Origin of the sequence: Bacillus sp. LBG-1-113, from assembly GCF_020708615.1 — a bacterium.
Classification (GTDB): Bacteria; Bacillota; Bacilli; order Bacillales; family Bacillaceae; genus Bacillus; species Bacillus mojavensis.
On the sequence record NZ_JAJFDG010000002.1, the window covers coordinates 561,797 to 579,264 of the forward strand.

Annotated in this window: 16 protein-coding genes; 11 read left to right on the forward strand and 5 right to left on the reverse strand. The window is 42.3% G+C overall.

Annotated features, from left to right (window positions below):
* Nucleotides 1-246 precede the first annotated feature (246 nt).
* The 4 genes from LJF29_RS09080 to sipT all read left to right on the forward strand — a co-directional run bounded on the left by LJF29_RS09080 (nt 247) and on the right by sipT (nt 4,559).
* On the forward strand, nt 247-1,002 hold the full coding sequence (locus LJF29_RS09080) for a DeoR/GlpR family DNA-binding transcription regulator (protein WP_229148119.1): 756 nt from the start codon (nt 247-249) through the stop codon (nt 1,000-1,002).
* On the forward strand, nt 999-1,910 hold the full coding sequence (gene pfkB / locus LJF29_RS09085) for a 1-phosphofructokinase (RefSeq protein WP_229148120.1): 912 nt from the start codon (nt 999-1,001) through the stop codon (nt 1,908-1,910). Before LJF29_RS09080 ends, pfkB begins: the two co-directional genes overlap by 4 nt.
* A 14-nt stretch (nt 1,911-1,924) precedes the next feature.
* On the forward strand, nt 1,925-3,835 hold the full coding sequence (locus LJF29_RS09090; RefSeq protein ID WP_229148121.1) for a PTS fructose transporter subunit IIABC: 1,911 nt from the start codon (nt 1,925-1,927) through the stop codon (nt 3,833-3,835).
* A gap of 142 nt (nt 3,836-3,977) precedes the next feature.
* Complete coding sequence (gene sipT, locus LJF29_RS09095) at nt 3,978-4,559, forward strand: signal peptidase I sipT (RefSeq protein WP_229148122.1); 582 nt, start codon at nt 3,978-3,980, stop codon at nt 4,557-4,559.
* A gap of 35 nt (nt 4,560-4,594) precedes the next feature.
* Here sipT and LJF29_RS09100 read toward each other — a convergent pair whose 3' ends face one another.
* Nucleotides 4,595-4,864 (reverse strand): hypothetical protein, encoded by a 270-nt coding sequence (locus LJF29_RS09100; protein WP_010334087.1) that lies wholly within the window; start codon nt 4,862-4,864, stop codon nt 4,595-4,597.
* Between the two features lie 184 nt (nt 4,865-5,048).
* Here LJF29_RS09100 and LJF29_RS09105 point away from each other — a divergent pair, with 184 nt between their 5' ends.
* Together LJF29_RS09105 and LJF29_RS09110 are read left to right on the forward strand one after the other, a co-directional pair.
* Nucleotides 5,049-6,668, forward strand: a complete 1,620-nt coding sequence (locus tag LJF29_RS09105) for an ABC-F family ATP-binding cassette domain-containing protein (protein ID WP_168747675.1) — start codon at nt 5,049-5,051, stop codon at nt 6,666-6,668.
* Nucleotides 6,669-6,728: 60 nt separating this feature from the next.
* A complete protein-coding gene (locus LJF29_RS09110) occupies nt 6,729-7,640 on the forward strand; it encodes a ketopantoate reductase family protein (RefSeq protein WP_229148123.1) in 912 nt (303 codons plus the stop codon).
* Between the two features lie 27 nt (nt 7,641-7,667).
* Here LJF29_RS09110 and LJF29_RS09115 read toward each other — a convergent pair whose 3' ends face one another.
* The 3 genes from LJF29_RS09115 to mreBH form a co-directional block, all read right to left on the reverse strand.
* On the reverse strand, nt 7,668-8,900 hold the full coding sequence (locus LJF29_RS09115) for an aminopeptidase (RefSeq protein ID WP_010334090.1): 1,233 nt from the start codon (nt 8,898-8,900) through the stop codon (nt 7,668-7,670).
* 113 nt (nt 8,901-9,013) lie between these two features.
* Nucleotides 9,014-9,145 carry a protein YkpC gene (locus tag LJF29_RS09120; protein ID WP_010334091.1) on the reverse strand — a complete coding sequence of 44 codons (132 nt, stop codon included), beginning with the start codon at nt 9,143-9,145 and terminating at the stop codon, nt 9,014-9,016.
* A 102-nt stretch (nt 9,146-9,247) separates the two neighbouring features.
* The gene (mreBH, locus tag LJF29_RS09125) at nt 9,248-10,255 is read right to left on the reverse strand and encodes a cell shape-determining protein MreBH (RefSeq protein ID WP_168747680.1); all 1,008 of its coding nucleotides are present in this window, start codon (nt 10,253-10,255) and stop codon (nt 9,248-9,250) included.
* A 281-nt stretch (nt 10,256-10,536) separates the two neighbouring features.
* On the opposite strand from mreBH, the gene abhA reads away from it, so the two are divergent.
* From abhA to ade, 5 genes are all read left to right on the forward strand, one after another.
* The gene (gene abhA, locus LJF29_RS09130) at nt 10,537-10,815 is read left to right on the forward strand and encodes a transcriptional regulator AbhA (protein WP_003244728.1); all 279 of its coding nucleotides are present in this window, start codon (nt 10,537-10,539) and stop codon (nt 10,813-10,815) included.
* A gap of 187 nt (nt 10,816-11,002) precedes the next feature.
* Nucleotides 11,003-12,289, forward strand: coding sequence for an ATP-binding protein (locus LJF29_RS09135; protein WP_010334093.1), 1,287 nt, complete (start codon nt 11,003-11,005; stop codon nt 12,287-12,289).
* Nucleotides 12,290-12,304: 15 nt separating this feature from the next.
* Nucleotides 12,305-13,135, forward strand: a complete 831-nt coding sequence (locus LJF29_RS09140) for a gamma-glutamylcyclotransferase (protein ID WP_229148124.1) — start codon at nt 12,305-12,307, stop codon at nt 13,133-13,135.
* Nucleotides 13,136-13,206: 71 nt separating this feature from the next.
* Nucleotides 13,207-13,872, forward strand: coding sequence for a Ktr system potassium transporter KtrC (ktrC, locus tag LJF29_RS09145; RefSeq protein WP_010334094.1), 666 nt, complete (start codon nt 13,207-13,209; stop codon nt 13,870-13,872).
* A gap of 156 nt (nt 13,873-14,028) precedes the next feature.
* Nucleotides 14,029-15,762 carry an adenine deaminase gene (gene ade, locus LJF29_RS09150; protein ID WP_229148125.1) on the forward strand — a complete coding sequence of 578 codons (1,734 nt, stop codon included), beginning with the start codon at nt 14,029-14,031 and terminating at the stop codon, nt 15,760-15,762.
* Nucleotides 15,763-15,795: 33 nt separating this feature from the next.
* On the opposite strand, the gene rnjA is transcribed toward ade, so the two are convergent.
* Nucleotides 15,796-17,463, reverse strand: coding sequence for a ribonuclease J1 (gene rnjA / locus LJF29_RS09155; RefSeq protein WP_010334096.1), 1,668 nt, complete (start codon nt 17,461-17,463; stop codon nt 15,796-15,798).
* Between the last annotated feature and the right edge of the window lie 5 nt (nt 17,464-17,468).

Genomic DNA, 17,468 nt, shown 5'->3' on the forward strand with positions numbered 1-17,468 from the left:
TGGAGTTTTTTACTATGAATATAAAAGACTTTTTACATTAAGATAAGGAGAAAAAGTCATACAATTGTCCTTGTTTTTGTCGAATTTACAGTTTACAAACCCTATATACATACGTTAATATGGAGAAACGTGAAAGATTTTGATAGTTATTGAATGAATTTGAATGATTTCAGTTGCCTATTGTAAAAAAAGCGTTTACAATGAAATTGTATTCAAAATGAATACGTTTTCATTAGGAGGTGAAGCATGCTAACTCCTGAAAGATATCAATTGATTATTGATCAAATAGAAAAGCATGATGTGGTAAAGATTCAAGAGCTCATAAATCTAACAAATGCTTCTGAATCAACAATCAGAAGAGATTTATCGACGCTTGAAGAACGCGGTTTTTTAAAGCGTGTTCACGGGGGAGCTGCCAAGCTTTCCGATATCAGACTTGAACCGGATATGCTTGAAAAATCATCCAAAAACCTTCAAGACAAATTGAAGATTGCTGAAAAAGCCGCTTCACTTTTGGAAGAAGGGGATTGCATTTATCTCGATGCGGGCACGACGACTTTGCACATGATTGATTTTATGGATAAAAGCAAAGATATCGTTGTGGTCACGAATGGGGTTATGCACATCGACGCATTGATAAGGAAAGAAATATCTTTTTATCTGCTTGGAGGATATGTAAAGCACAGAACAGGCGCGGTTATCGGAGGCACTTCACTGATTGCCATGGATCAGTACAGATTCGATAAGAGTTTTCTGGGGGCAAACGGTGTGCATACAGAGGCTGGCTTCACAACGCCTGACCCTGATGAAGCCCTTTTGAAAACGAAGGCTGTCAAACAGGCAAAACACGCTTACGTCTTAGCGGACCCTTCGAAATTTGGAGAAATTTCATTTTCGGCATTTGCCGGCATAGGCGACGCAACAATCATTACGACTGACGCTGAAGAGCTTACATTCGATAATTACCAAGAAAAAACTGTCGTAAAGGTAGTGAAACCATGATTTATACTGTAACACTTAATCCATCTGTCGATTATATTGTTCACGTTGAAGATTTTACTGTAGGAGGCCTGAACCGTTCCGCATATGATACAAAGTATCCAGGGGGAAAAGGCATCAACGTATCGAGACTGCTGAAAAGACATCATGTTCAGTCAAAAGCGCTCGGATTTGTCGGCGGATTTACCGGAGAATATATCAAAACATTTTTGCGGGAAGAAAATCTGGAAACAGCTTTTTCTGAAGTAAAAGAAGATACCCGCATCAATGTAAAACTGAAAACTGGTGATGAAACGGAAATTAACGGTCAGGGACCAACGATTTCAGACGAAGATTTCAATGCCTTTTTAGAACAGTTTACTTCTTTGCAAGAGGGGGATATTGTCGTTCTTGCTGGCAGCATTCCTTCTTCACTGCCTCAAGATACCTATGAAAAAATCGCAGAAGCTTGCAAACGGCAGAACGCGCGTGTTGTATTAGATATCTCTGGCGAAGCGCTTATGAAAGCAACAGAAATGAAACCGTTTTTGATGAAGCCGAACCATCACGAGCTTGGTGAAATGTTCGGAACAACAATTTCATCTGTTCAAGAAGCTGTTCCTTATGGGAAAAAGCTTGTAGAACAAGGCGCTGAGCATGTAATCGTATCCATGGCCGGTGACGGAGCGCTTCTGTTTACAAAGGATGCCGTCTACTTTGCAAACGTACCAAAGGGGAAATTAGTAAACTCTGTCGGAGCAGGAGATTCTGTCGTTGCAGGTTTTCTTGCCGGTGTTTCCAAGCAGCTGCCGCTTGAAGAGGCATTCCGCTTAGGAGTTACATCAGGCAGCGCTACCGCGTTTTCTGAGGAACTTGGTACAGAAGAATTTGTCCAGCAGCTTCTTCCTGAAGTTAAGGTCACACGTCTATAGAGGAGGAAACAAAAGTGAAAATAACTGAGCTTTTAACGAAGCATACGATAAAGCTTAATATTGAAAGCAAAGAAAAAGAAAACGTTATTGACGAGATGGTCACAGTTCTTGATAAGGCTGGTAAATTAAATGACAGACAAGCCTACAAAGAAGCCATTTTAAATCGTGAAAGCCAGAGCTCAACGGGTATCGGTGAAGGAATCGCTATTCCGCATGCGAAAACGGCAAGCGTTATCAACCCGGCGATTGCCTTTGGGCGTTCAAAAGACGGTGTCGATTATGAATCACTAGACGGCCAGCCAGCTCACTTGGTCTTCATGATTGCAGCGACTGAAGGCGCAAACAACACCCACCTTGAAGCACTGTCAAGACTGTCTACACTGTTAATGCGTGAAGAAATTCGCAAACAGTTGCTTGAAGCTGAATCAGAAGACGCAATTATTGACATTATCAATCAGCATGATAAAGATGATGATGAAGAGGAAGAAGAAGAAGAAGAAGAAACGGCACCAGCACCAGCCGGAAAAGGCAAAATTCTAGCGGTCACAGCTTGTCCGACAGGTATCGCCCATACTTTCATGGCAGCGGATGCCCTTAAAGAAAAAGCAAAAGAGCTTGGTGTTGAGATTAAGGTTGAAACAAATGGATCAAGCGGTATTAAGCACAAGCTAACTGCCCAAGAAATTGAAGATGCACCTGCAATCATTGTCGCAGCGGACAAGCAGGTTGAAATGGAGCGCTTCAAAGGCAAACGCGTGCTTCAAGTTCCGGTAACGGCAGGCATCAGACGCCCGCAAGAGCTTATCGAAAAAGCGGTGAACCAAGACGCACCGATTTATCAAGGCAGCGGCGGCGGTTCTTCTGCTCAGAGTGATGAGAATGAAGCAAAAGGCAGCTCCGGCGGTATTGGAAACGCGTTTTATAAGCACCTTATGAGCGGTGTCAGCAACATGCTTCCATTCGTAGTGGGCGGCGGTATACTCGTTGCAATTTCATTCTTCTGGGGGATCCATTCTTCAGATCCAAATGATCCTAGCTACAATACGTTTGCTGCAGCATTGAACTTTATCGGCGGCGACAACGCATTAAAACTGATTGTTGCAGTTCTGGCCGGTTTTATCGCGATGAGTATTGCAGATCGTCCGGGATTTGCTCCTGGTATGGTCGGCGGGTTTATGGCCACTCAAGCGAATGCGGGATTCTTAGGCGGCCTGATTGCCGGATTCCTTGCTGGTTATGTCGTAATTTTATTGAAAAAAGTATTTGTGTTTATCCCTCAGTCACTTGATGGATTGAAGCCTGTATTGATTTATCCGCTGTTTGGTATTTTTATCACTGGCGTATTAATGCAATTTGTAATCAATACACCTGTGGCAGCATTTATGAATTTCTTAACAGACTGGCTTCAAAGCCTTGGTACAGGAAACCTGGTGTTAATGGGTATTATTTTAGGCGGTATGATGGCGATCGACATGGGCGGTCCGCTTAATAAAGCAGCCTTCACGTTCGGTATCGCGATGATTGATGCAGGCAACTATGCGCCTCATGCAGCGATCATGGCCGGCGGTATGGTTCCTCCATTAGGTATCGCACTTGCAACAACAATTTTCAGAAACAAGTTCTCTCAGCGTGACCGTGAAGCAGGTATTACGTGCTACTTCATGGGTGCGGCTTTCGTAACAGAAGGCGCAATCCCGTTTGCTGCGGCTGATCCGCTTCGTGTCATTCCAGCTGCTGTGGTCGGTGCAGCGGTTGCCGGCGGATTAACTGAATTCTTCCGTGTAACCCTTCCTGCACCTCACGGAGGCATATTCGTAGCCTTTATTACAAACCATCCGCTCCTTTACTTATTAAGTATTGTAATTGGTGCTGTGGTTATGGCGATTATCCTAGGTATCGTGAAAAAACCTGTAACTGAAAAATAAGGAAAAAAGCGTCCTGTTACTAAAGGACGCTTTTTCTCTATCTTCTTGCAGCAGCGCGGTTAAGTTATGTATTTTATAATAAATTATGATAAAGTAAAAGAAGGGAAACAACTGATATAGCAATCGTCTAGGAGGAAACACTTTGACCGAAGAAAATCAAATAAAAACTGAAAAAGCGGGGAAGAAAAAAACCAATACGTATTGGGAATGGGGAAAAGCGATTGTCATTGCTGTCCTGCTGGCACTCATTATCCGCCACTTCCTATTTGAACCGTATTTAGTCGAAGGTTCATCTATGTATCCCACTTTACATGACGGCGAAAGGCTGTTTGTCAATAAAACGGTACACTATATCGGTGAGCTGAAGCGGGGAGATATCGTCATTATCAATGGTGAGACTTCAAAAATCCATTACGTCAAACGATTGGTCGGTAAGCCTGGAGAAACCGTGGAAATGAAGGATGACACGCTTTATATAAACGGAAAAAAAGTTGACGAGCCTTATTTGTCTAAAAACAAAAAAGAGGCAGAAAAGCTTGGTGTCAGTCTTACAGGCGACTTTGGCCCGGTGAAAGTACCGAAAGGCAAATATTTCGTCATGGGGGATAACCGGCTAAACTCCATGGACAGCAGAAATGGCCTCGGACTGATTGCGGAAGATCGGATTGTGGGTACGTCGAAGTTTGTATTTTTCCCGTTTAATGAAATGCGCCAAACCAAATAAAAACGCCTTGCTGGCCTTTGGACAGCAGGCGTTTTTTAATTGGAAAAAGAAGCGACCAATGCAATGCATAATACAGTGACAAATACTGAACCGATAATAGCCAGCACACTGAAGAAAAGGTGCACTTGCTTGTTCTCTTTGCCGCGTTTTTCTAATAACCGTTTAGAGAAGATATGTGAGAAGATATAAATCAGGGCGATCCCGATATATAAGCCGATATCTTTGGCGGTAAAGCCAGTTACGGCAAGATAAAAGCCTGTAAAAAAGATCAATAAGCAATATTCAGTCAGTGTTAAAAGCCTCAATGTGTTCCTCCGAGTAAGAATGTATGATTTTCCATCTGGATGCATCCTCTTTGCCTTCAATTGTACCACAGCTTCTCCCTTTTAGTGTAGAAGTGTTTCTGCCTGCTTTTATCAGGGAAGCATTTCTCTTGTCTTCCATTCATGGTATACTTTTAATGATGATAGACATGATGGAGGATATTAAATGATTGCTGTAAATAATGTGAGCTTGCGGTTTGCTGATCGCAAGTTATTTGAAGATGTAAATATTAAATTTACCCCAGGCAACTGTTACGGGTTAATTGGTGCCAATGGTGCTGGTAAATCAACGTTTCTGAAAGTGTTATCAGGAGAAATTGAGCCTCAGACAGGCGATGTTCATATGAGCCCTGGCGAGCGTCTTGCCATCCTGAAACAGAACCACTTTGAATATGAAGAGTATGAAGTGCTAAAAGTTGTAATTATGGGACATAAGCGTTTATACGAGGTCATGCAGGAGAAGGACGCAATTTACATGAAGCCTGATTTCTCGGATGAAGACGGAATTCGTGCGGCAGAGCTCGAAGGTGAATTTGCAGAGCTGAACGGATGGGAAGCAGAAAGTGAAGCTGCGATCCTCTTAAAAGGTCTCGGCATCTCAGAAGATCTTCACACGAAAAAGATGGAAGATATTGGAGGTTCCGAAAAAGTAAAGGTTCTCCTGGCCCAGGCATTATTCGGCAAACCCGATGTCCTGCTTCTTGATGAGCCGACGAACCACTTGGATCTTCAGGCAATTCAGTGGCTGGAAGAGTTTCTGATTAACTTTGACAATACTGTGATTGTTGTATCCCATGACCGTCACTTTTTAAACAAAGTGTGTACACATATTGCTGACCTTGATTTTAACAAAATCCAAATCTACGTTGGAAACTATGATTTCTGGTATGAATCAAGCCAGCTTGCTTTGAAGCTTTCACAAGAAGCGAACAAGAAAAAAGAAGAGCAAATTAAACAGCTGCAAGAGTTTGTGGCCAGATTCAGCGCGAATGCGTCTAAATCAAAACAGGCGACTTCAAGAAAGAAACTTCTTGATAAAATTTCTCTTGATGACATTAAACCGTCTTCACGCCGTTATCCTTACGTCAACTTCACACCGGAACGAGAAATCGGTAATGACGTTCTCCGGGTAGAAGGATTAACGAAAACAATTGATGGTGTAAAAGTTCTCGACAATGTCAGCTTTATTATGAATAGAGAAGATAAAATTGCTTTTACAGGACGTAACGAATTGGCTGTTACTACTCTGTTCAAAATCATTTCCGGGGAAATGGAAGCTGACAGCGGAACGTTTAAATGGGGCGTGACGACATCTCAAGCGTACTTCCCTAAAGACAACAGCGAATATTTTGAAGGCAGTGATTTAAACCTTGTAGACTGGCTTCGCCAATATTCTCCTCATGATCAAAGTGAGAGCTTTTTACGTGGCTTCTTAGGTCGCATGCTGTTTTCCGGTGAAGAAGTACACAAAAAAGCAAATGTATTATCTGGGGGAGAAAAGGTTCGCTGCATGCTTTCGAAAGCAATGCTTTCTGGCGCCAATATTTTAATTTTGGATGAACCGACCAACCATTTAGACCTAGAATCCATTACAGCGCTCAATAACGGCTTAATCAGCTTTAAAGGCGCTATGCTGTTTACATCACATGACCACCAGTTTGTACAGACGATTGCCAACAGAATCATAGAAATTACGCCTAATGGCATCGTTGACAAGCAAATGAGCTATGACGAGTTCCTTGAAAATGCAGATGTGCAGAAAAAACTGGCTGAACTATACGCGTAATAAAAAAAGCAGAGAATTCTCTGCTTTTTTTTGTACATAGAAAAGAAAGGGGACATTCACTTGAAATTTTTAATAGTCGGAGCAGGTGGAGTAGGCGGTTATATTGGCGGACGGCTTGCAGAGAAAGGGAATGCGGTGACGTTTCTTGTCCGCCAAAAAAGAGCTGAACAGTTAAAACAAACGGGACTCGTTATTCATAGTGAAAAGGGTGACGTGTCCTTCGACCCAGCAGTAATCACTGCAGAAGAAAGAGGACAGTTTGATGTGATCATCATCGCTTCTAAAGCATATTCACTCGGTCAGGTGATTGACGATGTCAAACCTTTTGTCCACAGCGCATCAGTCATTATTCCTTTCTTAAACGGTTATCGCCACTATGAGCAGCTGTTTACGGCATTTTCGAAAGATCAGGTGCTGGGCGGACTGTGTTTCATAGAAAGTGCTTTAAACAAGCAGGGAGAAATCAACCATACAAGTGCGTCGCATCGTTTTGTGTTTGGTGAATGGAACGGTGAGCGTACGAAACGGATAAAAGAGCTTGAGAAAGCATTCGCAGGAGTGAAGGCGGAGGTCATCATTAGCGAGCATATCGAGAAAGACATCTGGAAAAAATATCTGTTTATTGCAGCGCAAGCAGGAATGACAACCTTATTTCAAAGACCGCTTGGACCAATTCTTGAAACAGAAAGCGGACGGCACACTGCGCAAACACTCATTGGGGAAATCGGCCTGATCTTGCGCAAGGAGGGGGTGCCCGCTGATCCAGAGCTTGAAGAAGATAGCTTCCGCACGATGACAAAAATGTCTTATTATATGAAATCCTCCATGCTCCGTGATATGGAAAATGGTCAAACGACTGAAGGTGATCATCTGCATGGTTTTTTGCTTGATAAAGCAAAGCGTTTATCTCTTTCAACACCAGTATTAGAAACAGTTTATGCCAATCTGCAAATGTATGAAGCAGAAAAATAAGAAGGAGGCGAAAGCCTCCTTCTTATTTTAAAAAGCCCAATTTCCATTTCTAAAGATCGGTTCTCTTTTTCCGTCTTCAGTAATTCCATCAATGTTCATATCCTTAGAACCAACCATAAAATCTACGTGGGTAATGCTTTCGTTTAAGCCTTCTTTGACAAGCTCTTCACGAGACATCTGTTTTCCGCCCTCAATGTTAAAAGCATAGGCACTGCCGATTGCCAGGTGATTTGATGCATTTTCATCAAATAAAGTGTTATAAAAAAGAATATTTGATTGTGAGATAGCTGAATCGTAAGGAACAAGAGCTACCTCACCAAGGTAGTGAGAGCCTTCATCTGTTTCGACCAATTCTTTTAATATGTCTTCTCCTTTTTCAGCTTTGATATCAACAATACGGCCGTTTTTGAATGTGAGCGTGAAGTTTTCGATAATATTCCCGCCGTAGCTGAGCGGTTTTGTGCTCGATACAAACCCGTCAACCCCGTCTTTTTGCGGCAGCGTGAATACTTCTTCTGTCGGCATATTAGCCATAAATTCATGTCCGCTTTCATTTACGCTTCCGGCTCCTGCCCAAACGTGTTTTTTCGGAAGCTTGATTGTTAAATCAGTTCCTTCTGCTTGATAATGTAAAGCGGCGTAATGTTTTTGGTTCAAATGATCAACTTTTTCATGAAGGTTTTGATCATGATTGATCCACGCTTGGACCGGATTTTCTTCGTTTACGCGTGTTGCTTTAAAAATTTCTTCCCACAGAAGCTGTGTCGCTTCCTCTTCTGATTTGTCAGGGAACACTTTCTGAGCCCAACCTGCTGATGCAGCACCGACGACAGTCCAGCTCACTTTATCTGATTGAATGTATTGTCTGTATGTATGTAACGCTTTTCCTGCTGCTTTTTGGAAGGCGGCAATCCGTTTGGAATCTACACCTTGCAGTAAGTCTGGGTTTGAGGATACGACTGAAATAAAAGCAGCTCCTTTTTTGGCTAGCTCTTCTCTGCCTTTTGCTTCCCATTCAGGATACTCTTCAAAGGCTTCAAATGGCGCCAGTTCATATTTTAATCTGGCTACTTCATCATCCTGCCAATTCACTGTTACATTTTTTGCGCCTTTTTCATATGCATGTTTCACAATCAGACGGACGAAGTCACGTACCTCCGTCGAAGCATTTACAACCACATACTGGCCTTTTTGGACATTAACGCCGACCTCAACCGCCAGCTGGGCATATGTATTTAATTTCTCTGAAAATGTATCCATCAATCTTTCCTCCTCGTGCTTTTTTCTCATCATATCAAATAATCTCCAATAAAGAAAAGAAAGGAGTGCAAAGAGAAAAACCCAACACAAAATTGTCTTGGGTTTTTCAATACTTATGGATGATTCATTTTAACAGGGCCTTCAGGCGCATGAGGCATGTTTGCCAGTGAAATGCTCATGCCTCCAAGAATGATTCCGCTCAAAATGGCTGCAATCGCTACCCGTCTTCCTAAATCTCTAAGCATCTGTTTCCTCCTTATCGTTTCTCCATTTCTCACAATATGAAGAGAGAGAGGAAAAAAGAAGCAGGAATTTCAATTACTTTCTGAGATTTTGCGAGAAAAGGATTATTTAACCGCTTTTTGGAGCTTATCAATCACCTCTAAGGAACGTCCGGTGCCGATTGCCACGGATTCAAGCGGGTTTTGCGCAACGTGTACGGGTACAACGATTTCTTCTGACAGCCATTCTTTTATTCCTTTAAGAAGCGCCCCGCCGCCTGTTAAAATGACACCGCGATCGACAATGTCTCCGCTTAATTCAGGAGGACAGTCCTCAAGTGTGGCTCTAATCGCTTCAAGAATATGAAGGAGAGATTCACGCATCGCATTTTGAATTTCATTTGATTGAAGCAGAATGGTTTTTGGTAGCCCTGTTACAAGGTCACGTCCGCGAATTTCCATTGCATCCGGCACATGCTCAATCAATGCATGGCCAATTTCCATTTTAACCTGCTCAGCTGTGCGTTCACCGATCAGCAAATTGTACTTTTTCCGCACAAATGCAACGATATCCTCATCAAGCTGGTCTCCGCCGATTCTGATTGAATGGCAGGAGACAATGCCTCCAAAGGAAATAATCGCGACTTCCGTCGTCCCGCCGCCGATATCTACCACCACGTTAGCAACCGGCTCGTCAACCGGCAAATCCGCTCCGATCGCAGCTGCCACCGGTTCTTCGATTAAATGGACGTTTTTCGCTCCGCAATTTTTCACCGCGTCACTGATGGCGCGGCGTTCCACTGCAGTTGAGCCTGATGGTGTGCACACAACGACATTCGGCTTTCTAAACGACATGCCGATGCTCTTTCCGGCTTTTTTCATGATGTGCCTTAACAAATCAGTTGTCATGTCGTAGTCAGCGATAACGCCGTCTTTCATCGGTCTGACAGCGACAATTTTTCCTGGTGTTTTACCGATCATATTTTTCGCGTCAGTCCCGATCGCAAGCACTGCTTTCGTCGTTGTATCTACTGCGACAACAGAAGGTTCATTTAAGATGATTCCTTTATTTTTGCTGTAAACAAGTATATTAGCTGTTCCTAAGTCAATTCCAATTTCAGTTGATTGAAACATGTTTTCACCCAATCTTTATCCTGATTTAATATGATTCTACATTTAAAGTTTCTAAGAAAAGAAGTGATTTGTGGGGGTGTGCGTCAGGAAAGAAATGTTTTTGTAAAAAAATGCGGAAGGGTGTAACAGAAGTAATACATTTATCGGTTTTATGGAAAAAATTTCGAGCAATTCTTCAAGAAAGCGGGAAACTTTTTCTAAGTTTCGTACGTCTACGATATATTGAGGGACAACCTTTAATATTACATGAAAAAAGAAACGTTTAAGGAAGAAGGGTTTTTATGAAATCAATAGGTGTTGTAAGAAAAGTAGATGAATTAGGCCGTATTGTTATGCCGATCGAGTTAAGACGGGCACTGGATATTGCTATTAAAGACAGCATTGAGTTTTTTGTCGACGGTGATAAAATTATCTTGAAAAAGTACAAACCTCATGGCGTTTGTTTAATGACTGGGGAAATCACTTCAGAAAATAAAGAATACGGCAACGGTAAAATTACGTTAAGTCCTGAAGGTGCACAGCTGCTTCTCGAAGAAATCCAAGCCGCTTTAAAAGAATAATATATGTTAAAAGGCGGAATGTGTAATCTCCGCCTTTTTTTGCGTGCCGATTTCTGATTACCGCCGCCTAAGATATGACATCATGAACAAAAGGTAATGAATGATTTGGGATACTTTACATATTTTACTCAACTATTTGTCGAAGAATGGTACAATAAACAGAGAAACACAAGCGGCAGGTGGTCATATGAGAAAATATCAAGCACGTATCATTTCCATTATTTTGGCAATGATTTTTATTATGTTTTGGGATTATTTATTTTATTTTATAGGCAAAAATCCGATTAATTGGCCTGTTGACATTGTGTATACAGCAGTCACGATTTTCAGTGTCTGGATGCTGGCGTATTATGTCGATGAGAAAAAACAGCTGGTCAAGAAAATGAAAGATAATGAATGGAAGTATAAACAGCTTTCTGATGAGAAGAACCGCATCATGGATAATTTACAGGAGATCGTTTTCCAAACAAATGCAAAAGGCGAAATTACATACTTAAATCAAGCGTGGGCAGCGATCACAGGTTTTTCGATCAGTGAATGTATGGGGACAATGTATAATGATTACTTCATAAAAGAAAAGCATGTAGCTGATCACATTAATACTCAAATCAAAAACAAAGCGTCCTCGGGAATGTTTACGGCAAAATATGTGACAAAGACCGGGACGATCTTTTGGGGTGAGGTCCACTATAAACTTTACTATGACCGAGATGAGCAATTTACCGGAAGCTTAGGTACAATGTCAGACATCACTGAGCGAAAAGAGGCTGAAGATGAGCTTCTGGAGATTAATGAACGGCTTGCGAGAGAGTCGCAGAAACTGTCGATCACGAGTGAACTGGCTGCCGGCATTGCCCATGAGGTCAGAAATCCCTTAACGTCCGTCAGCGGATTCCTTCAAATTATGAAAACATCATATCCGGATAGAAAAGATTATTTTGATATCATCTTTTCAGAGATTAAAAGAATTGATCTGGTGCTCGGCGAGCTTCTGCTGCTGGCGAAGCCACAGGAAATTACATTTAAAACGCACCCAATTAATGAAATTTTGAAACAAGTCACAACATTGCTTGACACAAATGCCATATTGTCCAATATTGCTATAGAAAAGAATTTTGATGAGACGGAAACCTGTATGATTAAAGGGGACGAAAACCAGCTGAAGCAGGTTTTTATCAATATAATCAAAAATGGAATTGAAGCAATGCCAAAAGGCGGTGTCGTTACGATTTCCACTGCTAAAACAGCTTCACACGTCGTAATAAGCGTAAAAGATGAAGGGAACGGCATGTCACAGGAAAAGCTTGAACAAATCGGAAAACCTTTTTATTCAACAAAGGAGAAAGGCACAGGACTGGGGCTCGCGATTTGTTTGAGAATATTAAAGGAGCATAACGGGGAATTGAAGATTGAAAGTGAAGCTGGAAAAGGCAGCATCTTTCAAGTTGTTCTGCCTTTAAAATCTGACAGCTGAGAGGGGAAAAACAAGATGAAATCGCTTCTGTTTGTATATGGGACCTTAAGGAAGCATGAAAAAAATCATCATCTGTTATCACAGTCGGCTTGTATCAGTGAGCAGGCACGGACAAAGGGATGTCTTTTTGATACGGCAGCCGAGGAACCTGCTGCCGTCTTAGAGGCTGATGGCTATATTTGCGGTGAGATTTATGAAGCAGATGAATCATGTATACATAAGCTGGATCTTTTTTATCAAGGCTATTACAAGAAATCTGTACATGTAGAAACTGATGCTGGAATTAAGAAAGCACTTGTGTATGATATGAAAAAAGATAATTGTGCTGACTTTGTGAAAATAGGAAGCGGTGACTGGAAAGAACATCAGATGATCAGCAAATCTAAAGGACCCGTGTACTATTTTGCCTACGGATCTTGTATGGACAATGCCCGTTTTCAAAAAGCAGGGGTTGATCATTATTTTCAAGATCCAGTGGGAGGAGCTGTTTTAAAAGGGTATACAACCCGCTTTACGTTAAAAAGACAAGACGGCTCAAGAGCGGATATCACTGAAGACGGAGGCACGACAGAAGGGGTTTTGTATCGTCTTTCTTTTTCAGCTGTCGCCTATTTGTATAAAAGAGAAGGGGTTGAATCTCTTACCTATCGGCCGGCATTTGTAGACGTTGAAGCAGGGGGAAAGCTCTATACCGATTGTTTAACCTTTCTCGTCCTCCGAAAAGAAGCAGAAACAGCACCTCCTCAGCATTATCAAACCGAGATTGAACGGGGAGCCGAGCTTTATTTGACCCCGGGCTTTACTGAACGGCTTAAGCAGCATATGAATTCGCTGCCAAAGGGTTGATGAAATTAACACTGCTTCAAAAGAATATGATAAAATTTGATCAATATGATGTTAGGTAAAGGAGCACCACTATGAAAAAAGAATTTGCGGTAATTGGACTCGGCCGTTTTGGTGGAAGTATTTGCAAAGCATTGAGCGAAGAGGGCGTCGAGGTCATGGCGATGGATATTGATGAAGATAAAGTCAACGAGTATGCCAAAATTGCATCACATGCCGTCATCGGAGATTCGACCGACGAATCTGTTCTGAAAAATTTAGGTTTGAGGAATTTTGACCACGTCATTGTTGCGATCGGTGAAAATATTCAGGCGAGTATATTAACAACTCTGATCCTCAAAGAACTGGGTGTCAATACGATTACAGTTAAGGCTCAGAACGATTATCATGAAAAAGTGCTGTCTAAAATCGGAGCGGATCACATTGTCCATCCGGAACGAGATATGGCAAAAAGAATTGCGCATAATATCGTTTCCAACAATGTACTTGATTATTTGGAGCTGTCAGAAGAGCATAGTCTTGTCGAGATCGTAGCCAACAGCCGTCTTGCCGGAAACACTCTTCTCGATTTAGATATACGGGCGAAATACGGTATTAATATTGTAGCGATTAAAAGGGGCAAGGAAGTCATCGTGTCGCCGCTTGCAACTGAAGTGATACACCAAGAAGATATTCTCATCGTTATTGGATCGGTTACGGATATTTCACGTTTTGAGAAAAGAGTTCTTCATACGAAATAGAAGAAATATAAGCCGTCCTTAGGGGCGGTTTTTTCATATTATCAGAATATAACAACTTTAATGAACTGAGTGCCAATTTATTAAAATTTTATTGACTACGGATAAGCGTTCCGATAGCATATTGTACCATATAAATAAAAAAGAGGAGGGGGCCATTTGAATAAAGAAGCGCTGGTCAAAAGGCTGAATGCTTCAGCCCGCAGACAAAAAGCTGACATCGTCATTAAGAACGGTAAAATCATGGACGTATATAATCATGAGTGGATTTATGAAGATATTGCGATAACAGACGGAGTCATTGTAGGCCTCGGCCAGTATGAAGGTGAAGAAACCATTGATGCAGAGGGGCAAATCATTGTGCCGGGATTTATCGATGGTCATGTACATATTGAGTCATCAATGGTGACACCGATCGAGTTTGCCAAAGCCGTATTGCCGAATGGCGTGACGACCATTATTACCGATCCGCATGAAATAGCGAATGTGTCCGGTCAAGAAGGAATCAAATTTATGATTGAACAGGCCCGCCAAACACCGCTGAATATCCATTTTATGCTTCCCTCCAGTGTGCCTGCCGCCAGCTTTGAGCGATCCGGTGCAGTACTCCGGGCGGCCGATTTGAAGCCATTTTACGAAGAAAAAGAGGTATTGGGTCTTGCTGAAGTGATGGATTATGTATCGGTTGAGCAGGGTGAAGCAGACATGGTTAATAAGCTGTTAGATGCCCGGAGTGCCGGGAAACGGATTGATGGGCATTTAGCAGGCTTGTCAACTGATCTCATCAATATATACAGGACCGCTCTTGTCTTGACCGATCATGAGGTAACAACGAAGGAAGAAGCGCTTGATCGTATCAGAAGAGGGATGTATGTCATGATGCGAGAAGGGTCAGTGGCAAAAAACACATTGAAAGTGCTGCCGGCTGTTAATGAAAAGAATGCGCGTCGTTTCTTCTTCTGTACTGATGATAAACATGTAGATGATTTATTGTCAGAGGGAAGTGTGAATCATCAGGTGAAAATGGCCATTCAAGCAGGCCTCGATCCGTTTTTGGCATACCAATTGGGAAGCCTGAATGCAGCGGAATGTTACGGACTAGATACAAAGGGAGCAATTGCTCCGGGATTTGACGCCGACTTGCTCTTTATTTCAGATGTGGAAAATGTCACTGTCACAAAGACGATGGTAAAAGGACAAACTGTTGCTGAAGATAATAAAGCAGTCGGTCAGGCACAAGTTCATACGCTAACACCAGACCCGGCACTGCTTGATTCCGTTAACCTTGCTGCTCCTCTTTCCGAACAGGATTTTCATATGCCAATTAAACCCCAGCAGCAGATGAATGTCATTCAAATCATACCAAATCAGCTTGAAACACGCCTTGTGAGTGTTCCGGCTCCAGAAGCACACATTTTTCAGCCTGACATTGAACTTGATTTGTTAAAAATTGCAGTCGTTGAACGGCATAAGGGATTAAAAGAAACGGGACTTGGTATTGTGAAAGGATTTGGTTTGAAAAGCGGAGCGATTGCAACAACCATTTCACACGATTCGCACAATATCATTGCTGTCGGGACAAATGACGCCGATATCGCAGCCGCAGTTAATAAGCTGCAGGAAATAGGCGGCGGATTAACAGTTATAAAAGATGGGGAAGAACTTCACTCTGTTCCTCTGCCGATTGCGGGATTATTATCCGACCAATCTGCAGAATTGGTGAATCAAAGTTTAATGACGCTTCATGAAAAGCTCTCATTTATTGGTTTCAAAGACCGCTTTAACCCATTTTTGACGCTTTCATTTTTGGCTTTGCCTGTCATTCCTGACATCAAAATGACGACAACAGGGTTGTTTGATGTAAAGTCATTTCAGCATATAGCACTGCAATAAAAAAGATGCACTCACTTAGGAGTGCATCTTTTTTTAAACCTCCATAATGATCGGAAGGATCATTGGGCGGCGTTTCGTTTTTTCATATAAGAACGGAGCAAGCGTATCCGTAATCTCATTTTTGATTTCTGACCATTGAGTGGTTTTTCGTTCCATGACTTTTTGTAAGTGGTTTGAAATGAGCTCTTGGGCGTCATTGATCAAATCGCCCGATTCTCTCATGTAAACAAATCCTCTGGAAATCAAGTCAGGGCCCGCTGAAATCTTAAAGTCATCCATATCTATGCTGACAACGACGATCACAAGACCTTCTTCAGAAAGAATTCTGCGGTCGCGAAGCACGATATTTCCAATATCACCGATACCGCTACCGTCGATGTATACTGAACCGGATGGAATTTTACCGGCAACTGAAGCTTCATCGCCTTTAAGCGCCAATACTTCACCATTATCCATGATAAAGCAGTTTTCTTCAGGGATGCCGCAATCTGTTGCAAGCTTGACATGCATCTTTTGCATTCTGTACTCACCGTGAATCGGCATGAAGAATTTAGGCTTGATTAAACGTAGCATCAGCTTTTGTTCTTCCTGTCCGCCGTGGCCTGATGTATGGATATCATTAAGAGGTCCGTGAATAACCTCAGCCCCCGCACGATACAGCTGGTTAATTGTACGGCTCACGCTGATAGTGTTGCCTGGGATAGGGGATGAAGAAAATACGACTGTATCCCCAGGATTGATAGAAATCTGCCGGTGTGTGCCGTTTGCAATTCTGGATAAAGCCGCCATCGGTTCCCCTTGGCTTCCTGTACAGAGGATCGTTACTTTATTGGCAGGGATGCGATTGATTTCGTTATGTTCAATAAACGTATTTTTAGGACAGTTAATATAGCCGAGAGTTTGTCCGATTTCGATAGCCGATTCCATACTGCGTCCAAATACGGCAACTTTTCTTCCATTTAATACAGCAGCCTCAATTACCTGCTGCAAGCGGTGAATATTCGACGCAAATGTAGCGAAGATAACTCGGCCGTCCACCTTGCGGAAAATGTCATGAATGCTTTCTCCGACACGGCGTTCAGACATAGTGAACTCTGGGTTTTCACTGTTTGTGCTGTCTGAAAGGAGACACAGAACGCCTTCTTTGCCGATTTCGGCCATTTTCGTTAAGTTTGCCGGCTCGCCGACTGGAGTAAAGTCGAATTTGAAATCTCCAGTATGTACGATGTTTCCGGGCGGCGTTTTTACAACAATACCGTAGGAATCCGGAATACTGTGTGTTGTTCTAAAGAATGACACAGCCGTTTTGCGAAATTTTACGATATCATCCTCACCGATGATGTTAAGCTTAGTCTGTCTTAATAATCCATGCTCTTCAAGTTTATTCCGAAGTAAGCCGATCGCGAGTTTACCGCCGTAAACGGGAATATTGACTTGTCTAAGCAAGTACGGGATGCCGCCTATGTGGTCTTCGTGCCCGTGCGTAATAAAAAGCCCTTTAATTTTATCTTCGTTTTTGACTAAATACGTGTAATCGGGAATGACGTAATCAATACCGAGCAGTTCGTCCTCGGGAAACTTAATCCCCGCATCAATCAGCACAATTTCATCCTGAAACTGCACCGCATACGTATTTTTACCGATTTCGCCCAGTCCTCCGAGGGCGAAAACAGCAGTCTGATCATTTTTTACAAATTTCATACCGC